The following is a 13,919-nucleotide window of genomic DNA, read 5'->3' on the forward strand; positions in this document are numbered from 1 at the left end:
GTTTTTGGTAGTCTGCACTGCGGTTTACAAAGGCCGGCAACGGTTGGCCGCAGCGGTTGCGGGACGCCCCGCAAAACCGTTGTGACCAGCGGTTTTAGGTCGCCGATGGGGTATGGTGTAATTGGCAACACAGCTGATTCTGGTTCAGCCATTCTAGGTTCGAGTCCTGGTACCCCAGCACTAGAGAGGTTTTGGATGCAGCATGCTCAGCGATTAGGTCGCCTTTCTGAGGTGAGCTATGCTGGCTGCTCGGATCGGTTCTGGCCCCGTCGTCTAGCGGCCTAGGACGCCGCCCTCTCACGGCGGTAGCGTGGGTTCGAATCCCATCGGGGCTACAAATGTCTATTGGCCGGTCCGCAGCGCGGCCGGCGCGGTCGATCCGCCCACCGGCATCTGCGGCAACCCGAGCTTGCGGTGATCCCACGAGCGCGCGCGGCGGGCGACGATGCGCACGCAGACCCGCTTGTTCATCATCTGCTCGACGAACGGCTTCATCTCGTCGCTGTAGGGACCGGTGTAGCGCTCGAACACGCTGACGCCGACACGGTGCGAGACCTCCGGGTCGTCGACGATCTCGGCGACGCCCTCGAACGACACCCCGCGCAGCGTGTCGTAGGTGTCGCCGTCCTCGATCAAAAAGCTCACCCGAGGATCCCGCGTGAGGTTGACCGCCTTCTGCGACTTGGCCTTGGTCTCGAGCCAGATCTCGCCGTCGACGACGGCGTACCACATCGCGGTCAAGTGCGGCTGGCCGTCGGGGCCGACGGTGGCCAGCGTGCCGGTGCGGCTCTTCACGACGAAGTCGGCGATCTCGTCTTCGGACATGACGATGCTCGCGCGCTGATTGGTTCCCATGGCGGTCAGTGTGTCAGGCGGTGCGCGGTTGGGTGTGCGGTGGTGGCGTTTCGGGGTGTGCGCTCAGGGGGCGACGGCGTCGAGTGTGCACTGCGGGCCTTCGGTGTGAACGCAGGGTGGAGATCGTGCGGTGTGGGCGCCGTGCGGGCACGCGCAGAGCCGTGGGCGCACACCAAAGCCGCCGCCGCGGGCGACACAGTGCCTACATCCGGCGGGTGAGCGCTTCGGCGGCGGACAGCAGATCGGCGGCCCAGCGGGCCCCCGGGCGCCGGCCGATCCGGTCGACGGGGCCCGACACCGAGATTGCGGCGACGACGACGCCGCGGTTGTCGCGCACCGGCGCCGACACGCTGGCCACACCGGGCTCGCGCTCGGCGACGCTTTGCGCCCAGCCGCGCCGGCGCACGTCGGCCAGCGTCCGGTCGGTGAATTTCGCCGCCGGCAGTACGGCCTTCTGGGTGGCGGTGTCGGCATAGGCGAGCAGCACCTTGGCCCCGGAACCCGCCGTCATCGGTAGCCGCGCGCCGACCGGAACCGTATCGCGAAGACCCGCAGCCGGTTCCAGGGCGGCCACGCAGACCCGCGAGGTGCCCTCGCGTCGATAGAGCTGAATGCTCTCGCCGGTGGTCTCACGCAACGCGGGCAGCACCGACGCGCTCGCGGCCAGCAGCGGGTCGTTGACCCGGGCCGCCAGTTCGGTGACCGCCGGGCCCAAGCCCCAGCGCCCCGCGTCGTCGCGCGCGAGCAGCCGATGGACCTCCAGGGCGGCGGCCAGCCGGTAGGCGGTCGCCCGGGGCAGCCCGGTCCGCTCGCACAGTTCGGCCAAACCGCAGGGGGATTCCGCGATCGTGTGCAGCACAACCACCGCTTTGTCCAGGACGCCGATGCCGCTATGCTGTCTCATAAGGAGATACTAGTGTCTCATATTCTGAGATACAGCGAAAGACCGAACAGAGGCGAATTCAAGATGGGATCCGACAAACCGCGCACCCTGGCCGAAAAGGTCTGGGAGGACCACGTTGTGGTGCGAGGGGGCGAATCCGAACAGGCAGGCGCCCCCGACCTGATCTACATCGATCTGCATTTGGTGCACGAGGTCACCAGCCCGCAGGCTTTCGACGGGCTGCGCCTGGCCGGCCGCCCGGTGCGACGACCCGACCTGACGCTGGCCACCGAGGACCACAACGTGCCCACCGTCGGCATCGACAAGCCGATCGCCGACCCGATCTCGCGCACCCAGGTCGAGACCTTGCGGCGCAACTGCGCGGAATTCGGCGTCCGGCTCTACCCGATGGGCGACATCGATCAGGGCATCGTGCATGTCGTCGGTCCGCAACTGGGCCTCACCCAGCCGGGCATGACGATCGTCTGTGGCGACAGTCACACGTCCACGCACGGCGCATTTGGCGCGCTGGCCATGGGGATTGGCACCTCGGAGGTCGAACACGTGCTGGCCACCCAGACCCTGCCGTTGCGGCCCTTCAAGACGATGGCGGTCAATGTCGACGGCACGTTGCCCCCAGGCGTGACCGCCAAGGACATCATCCTCGCGCTGATCGCGAAGATCGGCACCGGTGGCGGGCAGGGTCACGTCATCGAATACCGGGGCAGTGCCATCGAATCGCTGTCCATGGAAGGCCGGATGACGGTCTGCAACATGAGCATCGAGGCCGGCGCCCGGGCGGGCATGGTGGCGCCCGACGACACCACTTACGAATTCCTGCGTGGGCGCCCGCACGCGCCCACCGGCGCGCAATGGGATGCCGCCGTCGAGTACTGGCAGCGGCTGCGCACCGACCCCGGCGCCGCCTTCGACACCGAGGTCCATCTCGACGCGGCCTCGCTGAGTCCGTTCGTCACGTGGGGGACCAACCCCGGCCAGGGGGTGCCGCTGGACGCGGCCGTGCCCGATCCCGAACTGATCGGGGATGACGGCGAGCGACAGGCCGCCGAGAAAGCCTTGGCGTACATGGACCTTCGACCCGGCACGCCGATGCGCGATATCGGCGTCGACGCCGTGTTCGTCGGTTCTTGTACCAACGGTCGTATCGAAGACCTGCGCGTGGTGGCCGACGTGTTGCGCGGACGCAAGGTCGCCCAGGGGGTGCGAATGCTGGTGGTGCCGGGTTCCATGCGGGTGCGCGCACAGGCGGAGGCCGAAGGGCTGGGTGAGATCTTCACGGCCGCCGGCGCGGAGTGGCGTCAGGCCGGATGCTCGATGTGCCTGGGCATGAACCCCGATCAGCTTTCGCCGGGCGAGCGGTGCGCCGCGACGTCCAACCGCAACTTTGAAGGGCGGCAGGGCAAAGGGGGCCGCACGCACCTGGTGTCGCCGGCCGTCGCCGCCGCAACGGCGGTCCGGGGCAGGCTGTCCGCGCCGGCTGACTTGCACTCCAACTGACTTCGAATCGAGGACGAAAATGGAAGCCTTTCGCACCCACACGGGTATCGGCGTGCCGCTGCGACGGTCCAATGTCGACACCGATCAGATCATTCCCGCCGTATTTTTGAAACGCGTTACCCGAACCGGTTTCGAGGACGGCTTGTTCGCCACGTGGCGTTCCGATCCCTCATTCGTGCTCAACCTCAGCCCCTTTGACCGCGGCTCGGTTCTGGTCGCCGGGCCCGATTTCGGCACGGGGTCGTCGCGCGAGCACGCGGTGTGGGCGCTGATGGACTACGGGTTCCGGGTGGTCATCTCGTCTCGATTCGGTGACATTTTTCGGGGCAACGCCGGCAAGGCGGGCCTGCTGGCCGCCGAAGTTTCTCAGGACGGCGTCGAACTCCTTTGGAAGCTCATCGAGGGCAGCCCGGGCTTGGAAATCACTGCCAATCTTCAAGATCGAAATATCACCGCCGGAACGACGGTGCTGCCGTTCAAGATTGACGACCATACGGCCTACCGGCTACTGGAGGGTCTCGACGATATAGCCCTTACGCTGCGGAAACTTGACAACATTGAGAGCTTCGAGGCGGCGCGCCCGGAGTGGAAACCGCGCACTACGGCCGCCTCCTGAACGGTCGATCGGTGCCGATTTTCTTCTCGGTCGGCTAACTAACCCGGCCGATTTCCCGGTCCCGCCACCGGTCAAGGGCGGCAACCGGATTGCGAAAAGTTTCGCCGTTCGGTCGGCGAAATTGCGCGTGGCTCTTGGAAATTTGCTGGGTGAGGGTTTACCGTGTCCACTAGTCGGTTCCCAAAACGAGGACCACTAGCTTCGGAGGGTTTGGATGAACAAAGCAGAGCTCATAGATGTGCTCACACAGAAATTGGGCTCGGACCGTCGACAGGCGACCGCTGCCGTCGAGAATGTCGTCGACACCATTGTGCGCGCGGTGCACAAGGGCGACAGCGTCACCATTACCGGGTTCGGTGTGTTCGAACAGCGGCGGCGCGCGGCGCGCGTGGCCCGCAATCCGCGTACCGGCGAGACGGTAAAGGTAAAGCCGACATCGGTTCCCGCGTTCCGGCCCGGTGCCCAATTTAAAGCGGTTGTGTCTGGCGCGCAGCGCCTCCCGTCGGAAGGACCAGCAGTGAAGCGTGGTGTTGTGGCAGGCGGTGCGGCCAAGAAGGCCGCGAAGAAGGCTCCGGCCAAGAAGGCCGCGAGCAAGGCTCCGGCCAAGAAGGCCGCCGCTAAGAAGGCTCCGGCCAAGAAGGCCGCGGTGAAGAAGGCTCCGGCCAAGAAGGCCGCGGTGAAGAAGGCTCCCGCCAAGAAGGCCGCGGTGAAGAAGGCTCCCGCCAAGAAGGCCGCGGTGAAGAAGGCTCCCGCCAAGAAGGCCGCGGTGAAGAGGGCGCCGGCCAAGAAGGCCGCGAGCAAGGCTCCGGCTCGGAAGGCTCCGGCCAAGAAGGCCACCGCGCGGCGCGGCCGCCGGTAACAGGTTCCGATACGCGGATACCCTTCGGGGTGGCAGCAACGCCACCCGGGGGGTATTCGCGTGTCAGGCCCGCACGTTGGCGGCCAGTGCGCCGCCGATGTGGTCGGCGGACACCAGCCGGCCGCCGGATAGGGACAGCACCCACGTACTGCCCTTGTGGTTGCGGGATTTATCGGCGCGCACTCCGTCGCGTTCGCACCACCAGGCGATCAGGTCCGGAATCACCTTGCCCTGCGTGCAAATCACCGGGGTGCGGGCCTCCTGGGCGATGCCGAGCATCCGGTGGCGGGCGCGCTTGGGGTTCTTGGCGTAGGACTCCTCGGTGAGGGCGGGTTCGTTGTGCACGCTCACACCGAGCTCTGCGGCGAGCGGTTCGACCGTCTGGTGACAGCGGAGCCGGTCGGCGGCGTACACGTCGGAGGCGCCGAAGGCGAGCAGTTGTGGCACCAGGGCTTCCGCCTGCGCGCGTCCCCGCTTATCCAGCGGTCGTTGGGTGTCGTCGCCTTTGAAGCGTGACTTTCTGCCGGCGGTGCCGTGCCGGACCACCAGCACCGTTTGCGTGTCGGCGGGCTGTTTTGCGAAGTGGCGCAGCATCTTTCGGTCGTGTGGGTAGGTGAGTCTGTCCTTGGCTTCGGCGAGCGGCAACCAGAGGAGTTCGTCGACCTCGCTGCCCGGTGTGAATTCGCCGCCCGTGCTGCGCGCCGACCAGTAGTGCACCTTCTTGACGCCCTGCTCGATCGGGTAGCTCACCACGTCCAGCCGCCGGCCGAGGACGGCGCCATGACCGGTCTCCTCTAACACCTCTCGCACCGCCGCGACCGGCGCCGTCTCGCCGGGGTCCACCTTGCCCTTGGGCAGTGACCAGTCGTCGTATCGGGGGCGATGGATGACGGCGACCTCGAGGCCGGGGTTGCCGGATTCCCCGGGCCGCCACAGCACGGCGCCCGCCGCGTACACGACCCGACTCCCCGAGCGCCGATTGGCGGACGAGTTCTGGGTTGGCAACTCAACTCCTGCAGGTCAATTCGGCGAGGTACGCACGGCCGTGGGCGCGACCAGGAAAGCTACCACATATCCTCAGGCGCTCCGGTGCAGCTCCATCAGCGATTCCTGATGGTCGCGCACCGTGTGGCCCTCCCGCGGCGCCGCGATCCACTGCCCGTCGGCGCCGAGCTCCCAGCACCGGGTGGACGGGTTCAGCGCGGACTCGAACAAGTCGTCCAGGTACGCCGTGAGCCTGGGGTCCTTGACCTGAACCAGCGCTTCGACGCGTCGGTCGAGGTTGCGGTGCATCATGTCGGCACTGCCGATCCAGAACTCGTTGATGCGGCCGAAATGCATGATCCGCGAGTGCTCCAGGAATCGGCCGAGGATCGAACGGACCGAGATGTTCTCCGAAAACCCTTCCGCGCCCGGGCGCAGCGCGCAGATGCCGCGCACCACGATCTCCACGCGCACGCCGGCGCGGGACGCGCGGTAGAGCGCGTCGATGACCTGCTCGTCGACCAGGGCATTCATCTTCATCCTGATGCGTCCCCCACCGCCGTCGCGGTGGGCGGCGATCTCGCGCTCGACGCGTTCGATGATGCCGGTGCGGATGCTGTGCGGGGCCACCAACAGGTTGCGGTAGGACACCTTCCGCGAGTATCCGGTGAGCGAATTGAACAGGTCGGTCAGGTCGGCCCCGATTTCGGGAGAGGCGGTGAGCAGTCCGACGTCCTCGTACAGCCGCGCCGTCTTGCCGTTGTAGTTGCCGGTCCCGATGTGGCAGTACCGCCGGATCGTTGGGCCCTCGCGGCGCACCACCAGGCAGGTCTTGCAGTGCGTCTTGAGCCCCACATACCCGTAAACCACATGCACGCCCGCCTGCTCCAGCTCGCGCGCCCAGCGGATGTTGGCCTGCTCGTCGAAGCGCGCCTTGATCTCCACCATTGCCACCACTTGCTTTCCGGCCTCGGCGGCGTTGATGAGTGCGCGAACGATCGGCGAGTCACCGGAGGTGCGGTACAACGTCTGCTTGATCGCCAGCACGTTGGGATCGGCGGCGGCCTGCTCGATGAATCGCTGCACGCTGGTGGAGAACGACTCGTACGGATGATGAAGCAGCACATCGCCTTCGCGCAGCGTCGCGAAGATGCTCCTCGGTGTTTCGCGGTCGACGAAGGCGGGGCTGGTGGCCGGAACGAAGGCCGGGTCTTTGAGCGCCGGGCGGTCCAGTCCGTATATCTGCCACAACGACGACAGATCGAGCAGCCCGGGCACCTCGATGACGTCACCGGGGTTCACGTCGAGTTCGCGAAGGAGCAACTCCAGCATGCTCTCTGTCATGTCATCGGCGATCTCGAGTCGGACCGGCGAACCGAACCGGCGGCGCGCCAGCTCTCGCTCCAGCGCCTGCAGCAGGTCTTCGTCGCGGTCCTCTTCGACCTCGTAGTCGGCGTTGCGGGTGATGCGGAACGCGTGATGCTGCACGATCTCCATGCCGGGGAAGAGCACCGGCAGAAAGGCCGCGATCAGTTCTTCCATTGGCAGGTAGCGGATTATGGTGGGCCCTTCGGCGCCGCCCTCCGCGTCGCGGTGGTTCTGGAGTTCGACGAAGCGATCGACGTTGTTGGGCACCTTGACGCGGGCGAAGTGCTGGCCGCCGTCCTCGGGCTGGCGCACCATGACCGCCAGGTTCAAACTCAACCCGCTGACGAAGGGGAAGGGGTGGGCGGGGTCGACGGCCAACGGCGTCAGCACCGGGAAGACCTGCTCGTGGAAGTACGTCGACAGTTCGTCGCGCTCATCCTGATCCAGATCGGCCCACGTGACGATGTGGATGCCTTCGGCGGCCAGCGCCGGCTCCACCGAATCGAGGAACACGCGCGCGTGCCGGGTCGCGATCCGCTGCGTGTGCTCGCCGATGAGGGCCAGTTGCTCGCGCGGCGTCAGGCCGTCGGCCGAGCGCACGGACAGCCCCATCTCGTCGCGGCGCTTGAGGCCGGCCACCCGAACCATGTAGAACTCGTCGAGATTGGAGGCGAAGATCGCCAAGAACTTCGCGCGCTCCAGCAACGGCAGAGAGTTGTCGTCCGCCAAGGCGAGCACGCGCGCGTTGAAATCCAGCCAGCTCAGCTCGCGATTGAGGTAGCGGTCCTCCGGCAGCACGTCATCGATCGCGGCCGGGGTTGCGGCAGGCGGCGCGCCCACGGCCGAGTCGTTGGTTTGCCACGCGGATTCTTCGAGGCGCGCCTCGGCTTCGATTTCGGTCACCCTGCGATCATTGCTCATTCCCGCTGGTGCTGCTAGCGCCCGACGGACATCCATCGCCCGTTGGCGCGCAGTTCACCGTGCGTACAGTTTTCGCCGTCGCGCCCGGATCAGTGCTGCGTGACGGCCCGGGCCGTCGCGGACCCGACCCCCAGGCGGCGGGCGGCCGTCAGGTCGGCGGGCGTGTCGACGTCGCAGCGCAGGCCGGGCCACGCGCCCGTCAGCTCGATCGCGCCCGAACGACGGTGCCGCGCGCACGAATCCGGCCCGAACTGCGGATCCAGCGGGGCCCCGAACGCGCACAGCGCGGCGGTTCCCGTCGCCAACCGGTCGGCGACGAAACTGCGCCGGTGGTGGCGCGCGGCGGCGATCGCCTCGGCCAGCTCCTGGGTCTGCAGCGCCGGCAAATCACCTTGCAGGACAACGATATTGGCGAAGGATCCGGACACGGCGCGTTCCGCGGTGGCGATCGCGTTGTTGAGCGGATCGCTATTGCCGTCGGGCGTCGGATCGGCGAGCACGCCGGCGCCCAGCCCGGCGGCGGCGGCCGCCGCGGCGTCGTCGGGCGTGATGACGGTGATCGAGCCCAGCGCGGCAACGCCGGACGCGGCGGTCAGCGTGTCGATCAGCATGGCCAGCACCACCCGCTCGCGGGTCCGCGCCGAGAACACCGGCGCCAGCCGGGTCTTGGCGGCGGCCAACCGCTTGACGGCGATGATCAACGCCACGTCGCCGGCGCCGTCGCCCGCACCGTCGGGCCGTGTGCCGCTCATGGGGCCATCCTGCCAGCGCGACCGCGGCGGCCGGGCGCCACGGTAGCGTGACGGCACAGCGACGACACCGACGGGACGACACCGACAGACGGGGATGGCAGATGGCCGGTTCAGAGGGCGCCATTGCGGTGATGGGCGCCGGTGCCTGGGGCACGGCGCTGGCCAAGGTGCTGGCCGATGCCGGGCAGGAGGTGGTGCTGTGGGCCCGGCGATCCGAGGTCGCCGACGAGATCAACGCCACCCGGTACAACCCCGACTATTTGCCCGGCACCCCGTTGCCGCCGGGCATCCGTGCCACCGTCGACGCCGGTGATGCGCTGGCCGGTGTGACGACGGTGCTGCTCGGGGTTCCGGCGCAGACGATGCGTGGCAACCTCGAGCGGTGGGCGCCGCTGGTGGCCGACGGCGCGACCCTGGTCAGCCTCGCCAAGGGCATCGAGCTGGGCACGCTCATGCGCATGAGCCAGGTGATCATTTCGGTGACCGGCGTGGACCCGGCGCAGGTCGCGGTCATCTCGGGGCCGAACTTGGCCAGCGAGATCGCCGAATGCCAGCCGACCGCGACGGTCATCGCGTGCAGCGACTCCGGCCGGGCGGTCGCGGTGCAGCGGATGCTCAACAGTGGGTACTTCCGTCCTTATACCAACAGCGATGTGGTGGGCACCGAGATCGGCGGGGCGTGCAAGAACGTCATCGCGCTCGCGTGCGGGATGGCCGCCGGCGTCGGGCTCGGCGAGAACACCGCGGCGGCGATCATCACCCGGGGATTGGCGGAGATCATGCGGCTGGGGATCGCCCTCGGCGCCAAGGGCGCCACGCTGGCCGGACTGGCGGGCGTGGGTGACCTGGTCGCCACGTGCACCTCGCCGCATTCGCGCAACCGGTCCTTCGGCGAACGCCTGGGCCGCGGCGGGACCATGGAGTCGGCCACGGAGGCGGGACACGGGCACGTCGTCGAGGGGGTGACGTCCTGCGAGGCGGTGCTCGCGCTGGCCTCCAGTTACGACGTCGAAATGCCGCTCACCGACGCGGTGCACCGGGTGTGCCACAAGGGGTTGTCGGTGGACGAGGCGATGGCGCTGCTGCTCGGTCGCAGCACCAAGCCCGAATGAGGCGCACGAGCCGGCAAAACCGCAGCTAGCGGCTCGGGATCCGACCCGGGAGCCCCGCACCCGGTAGCCTCTGAAGGTTGTGAGCCCCAGCGAGCGCGTGCGCGTCGCCGTCGTCTTCGGCGGGCGCAGCAACGAGCACGCCATCTCCTGCGTGTCGGCGGGCAGCATCCTGCGCAATCTCGACCCGCAGCGTTTCGAGGTGGTCGCGGTCGGCATCACCCCGGAGGGCTCGTGGGTGCTCACCGACGGGGACCCGGACGCGTTGGCGATCAGCGACCGGCGGCTGCCCGAGGTGACCGCCGAATCGGGCACCGAGCTGGCCCTGACGGCCGACCCGCGGCGCAGCGGTCAACTGGTGTCGCTTCAGCCCGGCGCGAGTGACGTCCTGGCGTCGGTCGACGTGGTGTTTCCCGTGCTGCACGGCGCCTACGGCGAGGACGGCACCATTCAGGGGCTGCTCGAACTCGCCGGCGTGCCGTACGTCGGCGCCGGCGTGCTGGCCAGCGCCGCGGGCATGGACAAGGAATTCACCAAGAAGCTCCTTGTCGCCGAAGGACTTCCGGTCGGCGCGCACGCGGTGCTGCGGGCCCCGCGGTCGGCCCTGGATCTCGAGGAGCGCGAGCGGCTCGGTTTGCCGGTGTTCGTCAAACCCGCGCGGGGCGGTTCCTCGATCGGGGTCAGCCGGGTCGCGAGCTGGGACGAGCTGCCCGCGGCGGTGGCCAACGCGCGACGGCACGATCCGAAGGTGATCGTCGAGGCCGCGATCAGCGGTCGCGAGCTGGAGTGTGGCGTCCTCGAAATGCCGGACGGCACAGTCGAAGCCAGCACGTTGGGCGAGATCCGGGTGGTCGGGGTGCGGGGCCGCGAGGACTCCTTCTACGACTTCGCGACGAAATACCTCGACGACGCGGCCGAACTGGACGTGCCCGCGAAGGTCGACGACGATGTCGCTGATGCGGTGCGCCAGTTGGCGATTCGGGCGTTCAAGGCCATCGATTGCCAGGGGCTGGCCCGGGTCGATTTCTTTTTGACCGAGGACGGCCCCATCATCAACGAGATCAACACGATGCCGGGGTTCACCACCATCTCGATGTACCCGAGGATGTGGGCGGCCAGCGGCGTCGACTATCCCACCCTGCTGGCGACCATGGTGCAGACGGCGTTGGCTCGCGGCGTGGGCCTGCGCTAGCGGCGATCGCGAGCGCGGCGTTGCCGGGCGTGGCGGGTCGCCGCCATCGGGCTAGCGGCGATCGCGAGCGCGGCGTTGCCGGGCGTGGCGGGTCGCCGCCATCGGGCTAGCGGCGATCGCGAGCGCGGCGTTGCCGGGCGTGGCGGGTCGCCGCCATCGCGCTAGCGGTGATCGCGAGGGCGGCGTTGCCGGGCGTGGCGGGTCGCCGCCATCGACCTAGCGCGGGGGAGCGGGCCGGCCTAGCGCGGGGGGCCCGGGTCGATGGGCACGGCCGCCATGGTGTGGTCGATCACGTCGGAGAGCTGCTGGATGGGTGTCGGCCCCGATCCCGAGGGCAGCGTGAGGGCCACATACACGGGACGGTCGACCGCGTACCAGGTGGACCTGCCCGCGTCGCCGGCGGATTGCTGGTCGGCCGAAACCTGGAACCACTGCACCCGATCGACGATCTGGATCGGAGACCCGACCACGAACTCGCTCGGGCGGTCCAGCCCGCAGCGCAACACCACCGGCTCGCCGCCGGACCCGGCCCGCCAGGCCGCCGCGCCCTCGGGGGCCGGCTGCGCCAGCGCGGCGCGCTGATAGTCCCCGAGCCGCTGCGGTAGCGCGCCGGCCAGTGACCGGCACGCGCCGTCGGACGCGTGCGGCGCCGGGGCGGCGGGGACGGCAACCGGTGGCGGCGGCGCCTGGCGGGTCGCCGCGACCGCCAGGATCACGCCGATCGCCACGACGGCCAGCGCGACCGCGGCGATCAGGACGGCGCGCGGCGGCCCCGGGTCGGCATCGGGCTCGGTCGTCACCGCCCGCGCACCTCCGATCTTCTACACTGGCGCGGTCCGCTCGCGCGGGCAGGAACCTAACTTACCGGCCGCACACTGGCCGTCACCAGGCCCGCGCCTCAGGAGGTGGCGTGCGCGACGACAATCCCGGGGCCCAGGACGAGTCCCCCACGCTGCAACGGATCGGCGAATTCGCCATCATCGATCGGTTGGTGCGGGGCCGCCGCCAACCCGGTGCGGTGCTGCTGGGACCCGGCGATGACGCCGCGCTGGTGTCCGCGGCCGACGGCCGCACCCTGATCTCGACCGATGTGCTGGTGCAGGACCGGCACTTTCGGCTGGACTGGTCGACACCCCACGATGTCGGCCGCAAGGCCATCGCCCAGAACGCCGCCGACATCGAGGCGATGGGCGGGCGGCCGACGGCCTTCGTGGCCGGTTTCGCGGCGCCCGGTGACACCCCGGCCGCCCGGGTGGACGCGCTGGTGGACGGGATGTGGGACGAGGCGGCGCGGATCGGCGCCGGCATCGTCGGCGGCGACTTGGTCAGCGGCCCCCTATGGGTGTTGTCGGTGACGGTGCTGGGTGACCTCGACGGGCGAACGCCGGTGTTGCGATCGGGGGCGCAGGCGGGCTCGGTGCTCGCCGTCACCGGTGAACTGGGCCGCTCAGCTGCGGGATACGCGTTGTGGGACAAGGGCATTGGTGGTTTTGCGGAACTGCGGCGCCGTCACCTGGTGCCGCAGCCTCCCTACGGGCAGGGGGCGGCGGCCGCGGCGGCGGGGGCGCAGGCGATGATCGACGTCTCCGACGGCCTGGTCGCCGACCTGCGGCACGTCGCCGAGGCGTCGGGGGTGAGCATCGATGTGTCCACCGCGGCGCTGGCCGCGGACCGCGAGGCGGTGACGGCGGCCGCGAACGCCGTGGGCGCCGACCCGCTGGCGTGGGTGCTGGGGGGCGGCGAGGACCACGCCCTGGCCGCCTGTTTCGCCGGCCCCGCACCGGCCGGGTGGCGCGTCGTCGGCACGGTGCTCGACGGGCCGGCCCGCGTGCTCGTCGACGGCGCGGAGTGGAGCGGCTACGCCGGGTGGCAGTCGTATTAGTGTGACGCCGTGACCGTCTACGCGATCGCCCAGCTGAGATTCACCGACCGGGCAGCCTACGACCGCTACCAGGCGAGATTCATGGAGGTTTTCCGTCGCCATCCGGGAACGTTGCTGGCCGCCGACGAATCGCCCGAGGTCGTCGAGGGGCAGTGGGACCGCGAGAAGCTGGTGCTGATGTCGTTTCCCGACGAGGCCGCGTTTCGCCGCTGGGCGCAATCGCCGGAATATCAGGAGATCTCCGAAGACCGGCGGGCGGGAGCCGATACGGTGGTCCTGCTCGCGCGGGGGTTGGTGTGACCGCGCGCCCGCTGGGCGAGCTCGTCGAGCCGGGCTGGGCGACGGCACTCGAGCCGGTCACCGAGCAGGTCGCCCAGCTGGGCCAGTTCCTGCGGGCCGAGATCGCCGCCGGTCGCGGGTACCTACCGGCGGGACCAAACGTGTTGCGCGCCTTCACCTACCCCTTCGAAAACGTCAGGGTGCTGATCGTCGGGCAAGACCCGTACCCGACTCCCGGGCACGCCGTCGGCCTGAGCTTCTCGGTGGCCCCCGAGGTGCGTCCGCTGCCGCGCAGCCTGGCCAACATCTTCGACGAGTATCGCGCCGACCTCGGTCATCCCCCGCCCGCGTGCGGCGACCTGACGCCGTGGGCCGAGCGCGGCGTGCTGTTGCTCAACAGGGTGCTCACGGTGCGCCCGAACAATCCGGCGTCGCACCGGGGCAAGGGCTGGGAAGCGGTGACGGAGTGCGCGATTCGCGCGCTGGTAACACGGTCGCGGCCCCTGGTGGCCATCCTGTGGGGCCGCGACGCCTCGACGCTCAAACCCGTTCTGGCCGAAGGTAATTGCGTCGCCATCGAGTCCCCGCACCCGTCGCCGCTGTCGGCGTCGCGAGGGTTCTTCGGTTCGCGGCCGTTCAGCCGCGCGAATGAGCTGCTCGCCGGGCTCGGTGCCGATCCGATCGATTGGAAGCTGCCGTGA

General features: G+C 69.1%; 14 protein-coding genes and 2 tRNA genes. 10 read left to right on the plus strand and 6 right to left on the minus strand.

Features of this window, described 5'->3' with window-relative positions; translation table 11 throughout:
• Positions 1-106: 106 nt before the first annotated feature.
• Both MTAB308_RS04495 and MTAB308_RS04500 read left to right on the plus strand, forming a co-directional pair.
• Positions 107-178: transfer RNA gene (locus MTAB308_RS04495), tRNA-Gln, on the plus strand.
• 84 nt (positions 179-262) lie between these two features.
• Positions 263-335, plus strand: a tRNA-Glu gene (locus tag MTAB308_RS04500).
• Positions 336-342: 7 nt separating this feature from the next.
• On the opposite strand, the gene MTAB308_RS04505 is transcribed toward MTAB308_RS04500, so the two are convergent.
• Both MTAB308_RS04505 and MTAB308_RS04510 read right to left on the minus strand, forming a co-directional pair.
• Positions 343-855, minus strand: a complete 513-nt coding sequence (locus MTAB308_RS04505; RefSeq protein WP_077098268.1) for a pyridoxamine 5'-phosphate oxidase family protein — start codon at positions 853-855, stop codon at positions 343-345.
• A gap of 202 nt (positions 856-1,057) precedes the next feature.
• Positions 1,058-1,759 carry an IclR family transcriptional regulator gene (locus tag MTAB308_RS04510; protein WP_077098266.1) on the minus strand — a complete coding sequence of 234 codons (702 nt, stop codon included), beginning with the start codon at positions 1,757-1,759 and terminating at the stop codon, positions 1,058-1,060.
• A gap of 63 nt (positions 1,760-1,822) precedes the next feature.
• On the opposite strand from MTAB308_RS04510, the gene leuC reads away from it, so the two are divergent.
• From leuC to MTAB308_RS04525, 3 genes are all read left to right on the plus strand, one after another.
• Positions 1,823-3,256: a 3-isopropylmalate dehydratase large subunit gene (gene leuC / locus MTAB308_RS04515; RefSeq protein ID WP_077098264.1), complete on the plus strand. Its 1,434-nt coding sequence runs from the start codon at positions 1,823-1,825 to the stop codon at positions 3,254-3,256.
• Between the two features lie 19 nt (positions 3,257-3,275).
• Positions 3,276-3,872: a 3-isopropylmalate dehydratase small subunit gene (leuD, locus tag MTAB308_RS04520; protein WP_077098262.1), complete on the plus strand. Its 597-nt coding sequence runs from the start codon at positions 3,276-3,278 to the stop codon at positions 3,870-3,872.
• 214 nt (positions 3,873-4,086) lie between these two features.
• The gene (locus MTAB308_RS04525) at positions 4,087-4,731 is read left to right on the plus strand and encodes an HU family DNA-binding protein (protein ID WP_077098260.1); all 645 of its coding nucleotides are present in this window, start codon (positions 4,087-4,089) and stop codon (positions 4,729-4,731) included.
• Between the two features lie 63 nt (positions 4,732-4,794).
• On the opposite strand, the gene mutT1 is transcribed toward MTAB308_RS04525, so the two are convergent.
• The 3 genes from mutT1 to cofC all read right to left on the minus strand — a co-directional run bounded on the left by mutT1 (position 4,795) and on the right by cofC (position 8,756).
• Positions 4,795-5,736, minus strand: coding sequence for an 8-oxo-(d)GTP phosphatase MutT1 (gene mutT1, locus MTAB308_RS04530; RefSeq protein WP_077098257.1), 942 nt, complete (start codon positions 5,734-5,736; stop codon positions 4,795-4,797).
• Positions 5,737-5,808: 72 nt separating this feature from the next.
• Positions 5,809-8,040 carry an RNA degradosome polyphosphate kinase gene (locus MTAB308_RS04535; RefSeq protein ID WP_077098255.1) on the minus strand — a complete coding sequence of 744 codons (2,232 nt, stop codon included), beginning with the start codon at positions 8,038-8,040 and terminating at the stop codon, positions 5,809-5,811.
• Between the two features lie 53 nt (positions 8,041-8,093).
• Positions 8,094-8,756, minus strand: coding sequence for a 2-phospho-L-lactate guanylyltransferase (gene cofC / locus MTAB308_RS04540; RefSeq protein ID WP_077098253.1), 663 nt, complete (start codon positions 8,754-8,756; stop codon positions 8,094-8,096).
• Positions 8,757-8,857: 101 nt separating this feature from the next.
• Here cofC and MTAB308_RS04545 point away from each other — a divergent pair, with 101 nt between their 5' ends.
• Positions 8,858-9,868, plus strand: coding sequence for an NAD(P)H-dependent glycerol-3-phosphate dehydrogenase (locus MTAB308_RS04545; protein ID WP_077098251.1), 1,011 nt, complete (start codon positions 8,858-8,860; stop codon positions 9,866-9,868).
• 79 nt (positions 9,869-9,947) lie between these two features.
• Entirely contained in the window at positions 9,948-11,057 is a 1,110-nt protein-coding gene (locus MTAB308_RS04550) for a D-alanine--D-alanine ligase family protein (RefSeq protein ID WP_077098248.1), read from the plus strand.
• A 239-nt stretch (positions 11,058-11,296) separates the two neighbouring features.
• On the opposite strand, the gene MTAB308_RS04560 is transcribed toward MTAB308_RS04550, so the two are convergent.
• Positions 11,297-11,857 carry a DUF3515 domain-containing protein gene (locus MTAB308_RS04560; protein WP_077098247.1) on the minus strand — a complete coding sequence of 187 codons (561 nt, stop codon included), beginning with the start codon at positions 11,855-11,857 and terminating at the stop codon, positions 11,297-11,299.
• Positions 11,858-11,967: 110 nt separating this feature from the next.
• Between MTAB308_RS04560 and MTAB308_RS04565 the strand changes: the two genes are divergently transcribed.
• From MTAB308_RS04565 to MTAB308_RS04575, 3 genes are read left to right on the plus strand one after another with little or no spacing between them, the layout of a single operon-like run.
• On the plus strand, positions 11,968-12,939 hold the full coding sequence (locus tag MTAB308_RS04565) for a thiamine-phosphate kinase (RefSeq protein ID WP_077098245.1): 972 nt from the start codon (positions 11,968-11,970) through the stop codon (positions 12,937-12,939).
• A gap of 9 nt (positions 12,940-12,948) precedes the next feature.
• The gene (locus tag MTAB308_RS04570) at positions 12,949-13,239 is read left to right on the plus strand and encodes a DUF1330 domain-containing protein (protein ID WP_077098243.1); all 291 of its coding nucleotides are present in this window, start codon (positions 12,949-12,951) and stop codon (positions 13,237-13,239) included.
• On the plus strand, positions 13,236-13,919 hold the full coding sequence (locus MTAB308_RS04575) for a uracil-DNA glycosylase (protein ID WP_077098241.1): 684 nt from the start codon (positions 13,236-13,238) through the stop codon (positions 13,917-13,919). Before MTAB308_RS04570 ends, MTAB308_RS04575 begins: the two co-directional genes overlap by 4 nt.

It is taken from the genome of Mycobacterium terramassiliense (genome assembly GCF_900157385.1).
Classification (GTDB): domain Bacteria; phylum Actinomycetota; class Actinomycetes; order Mycobacteriales; family Mycobacteriaceae; genus Mycobacterium; species Mycobacterium terramassiliense.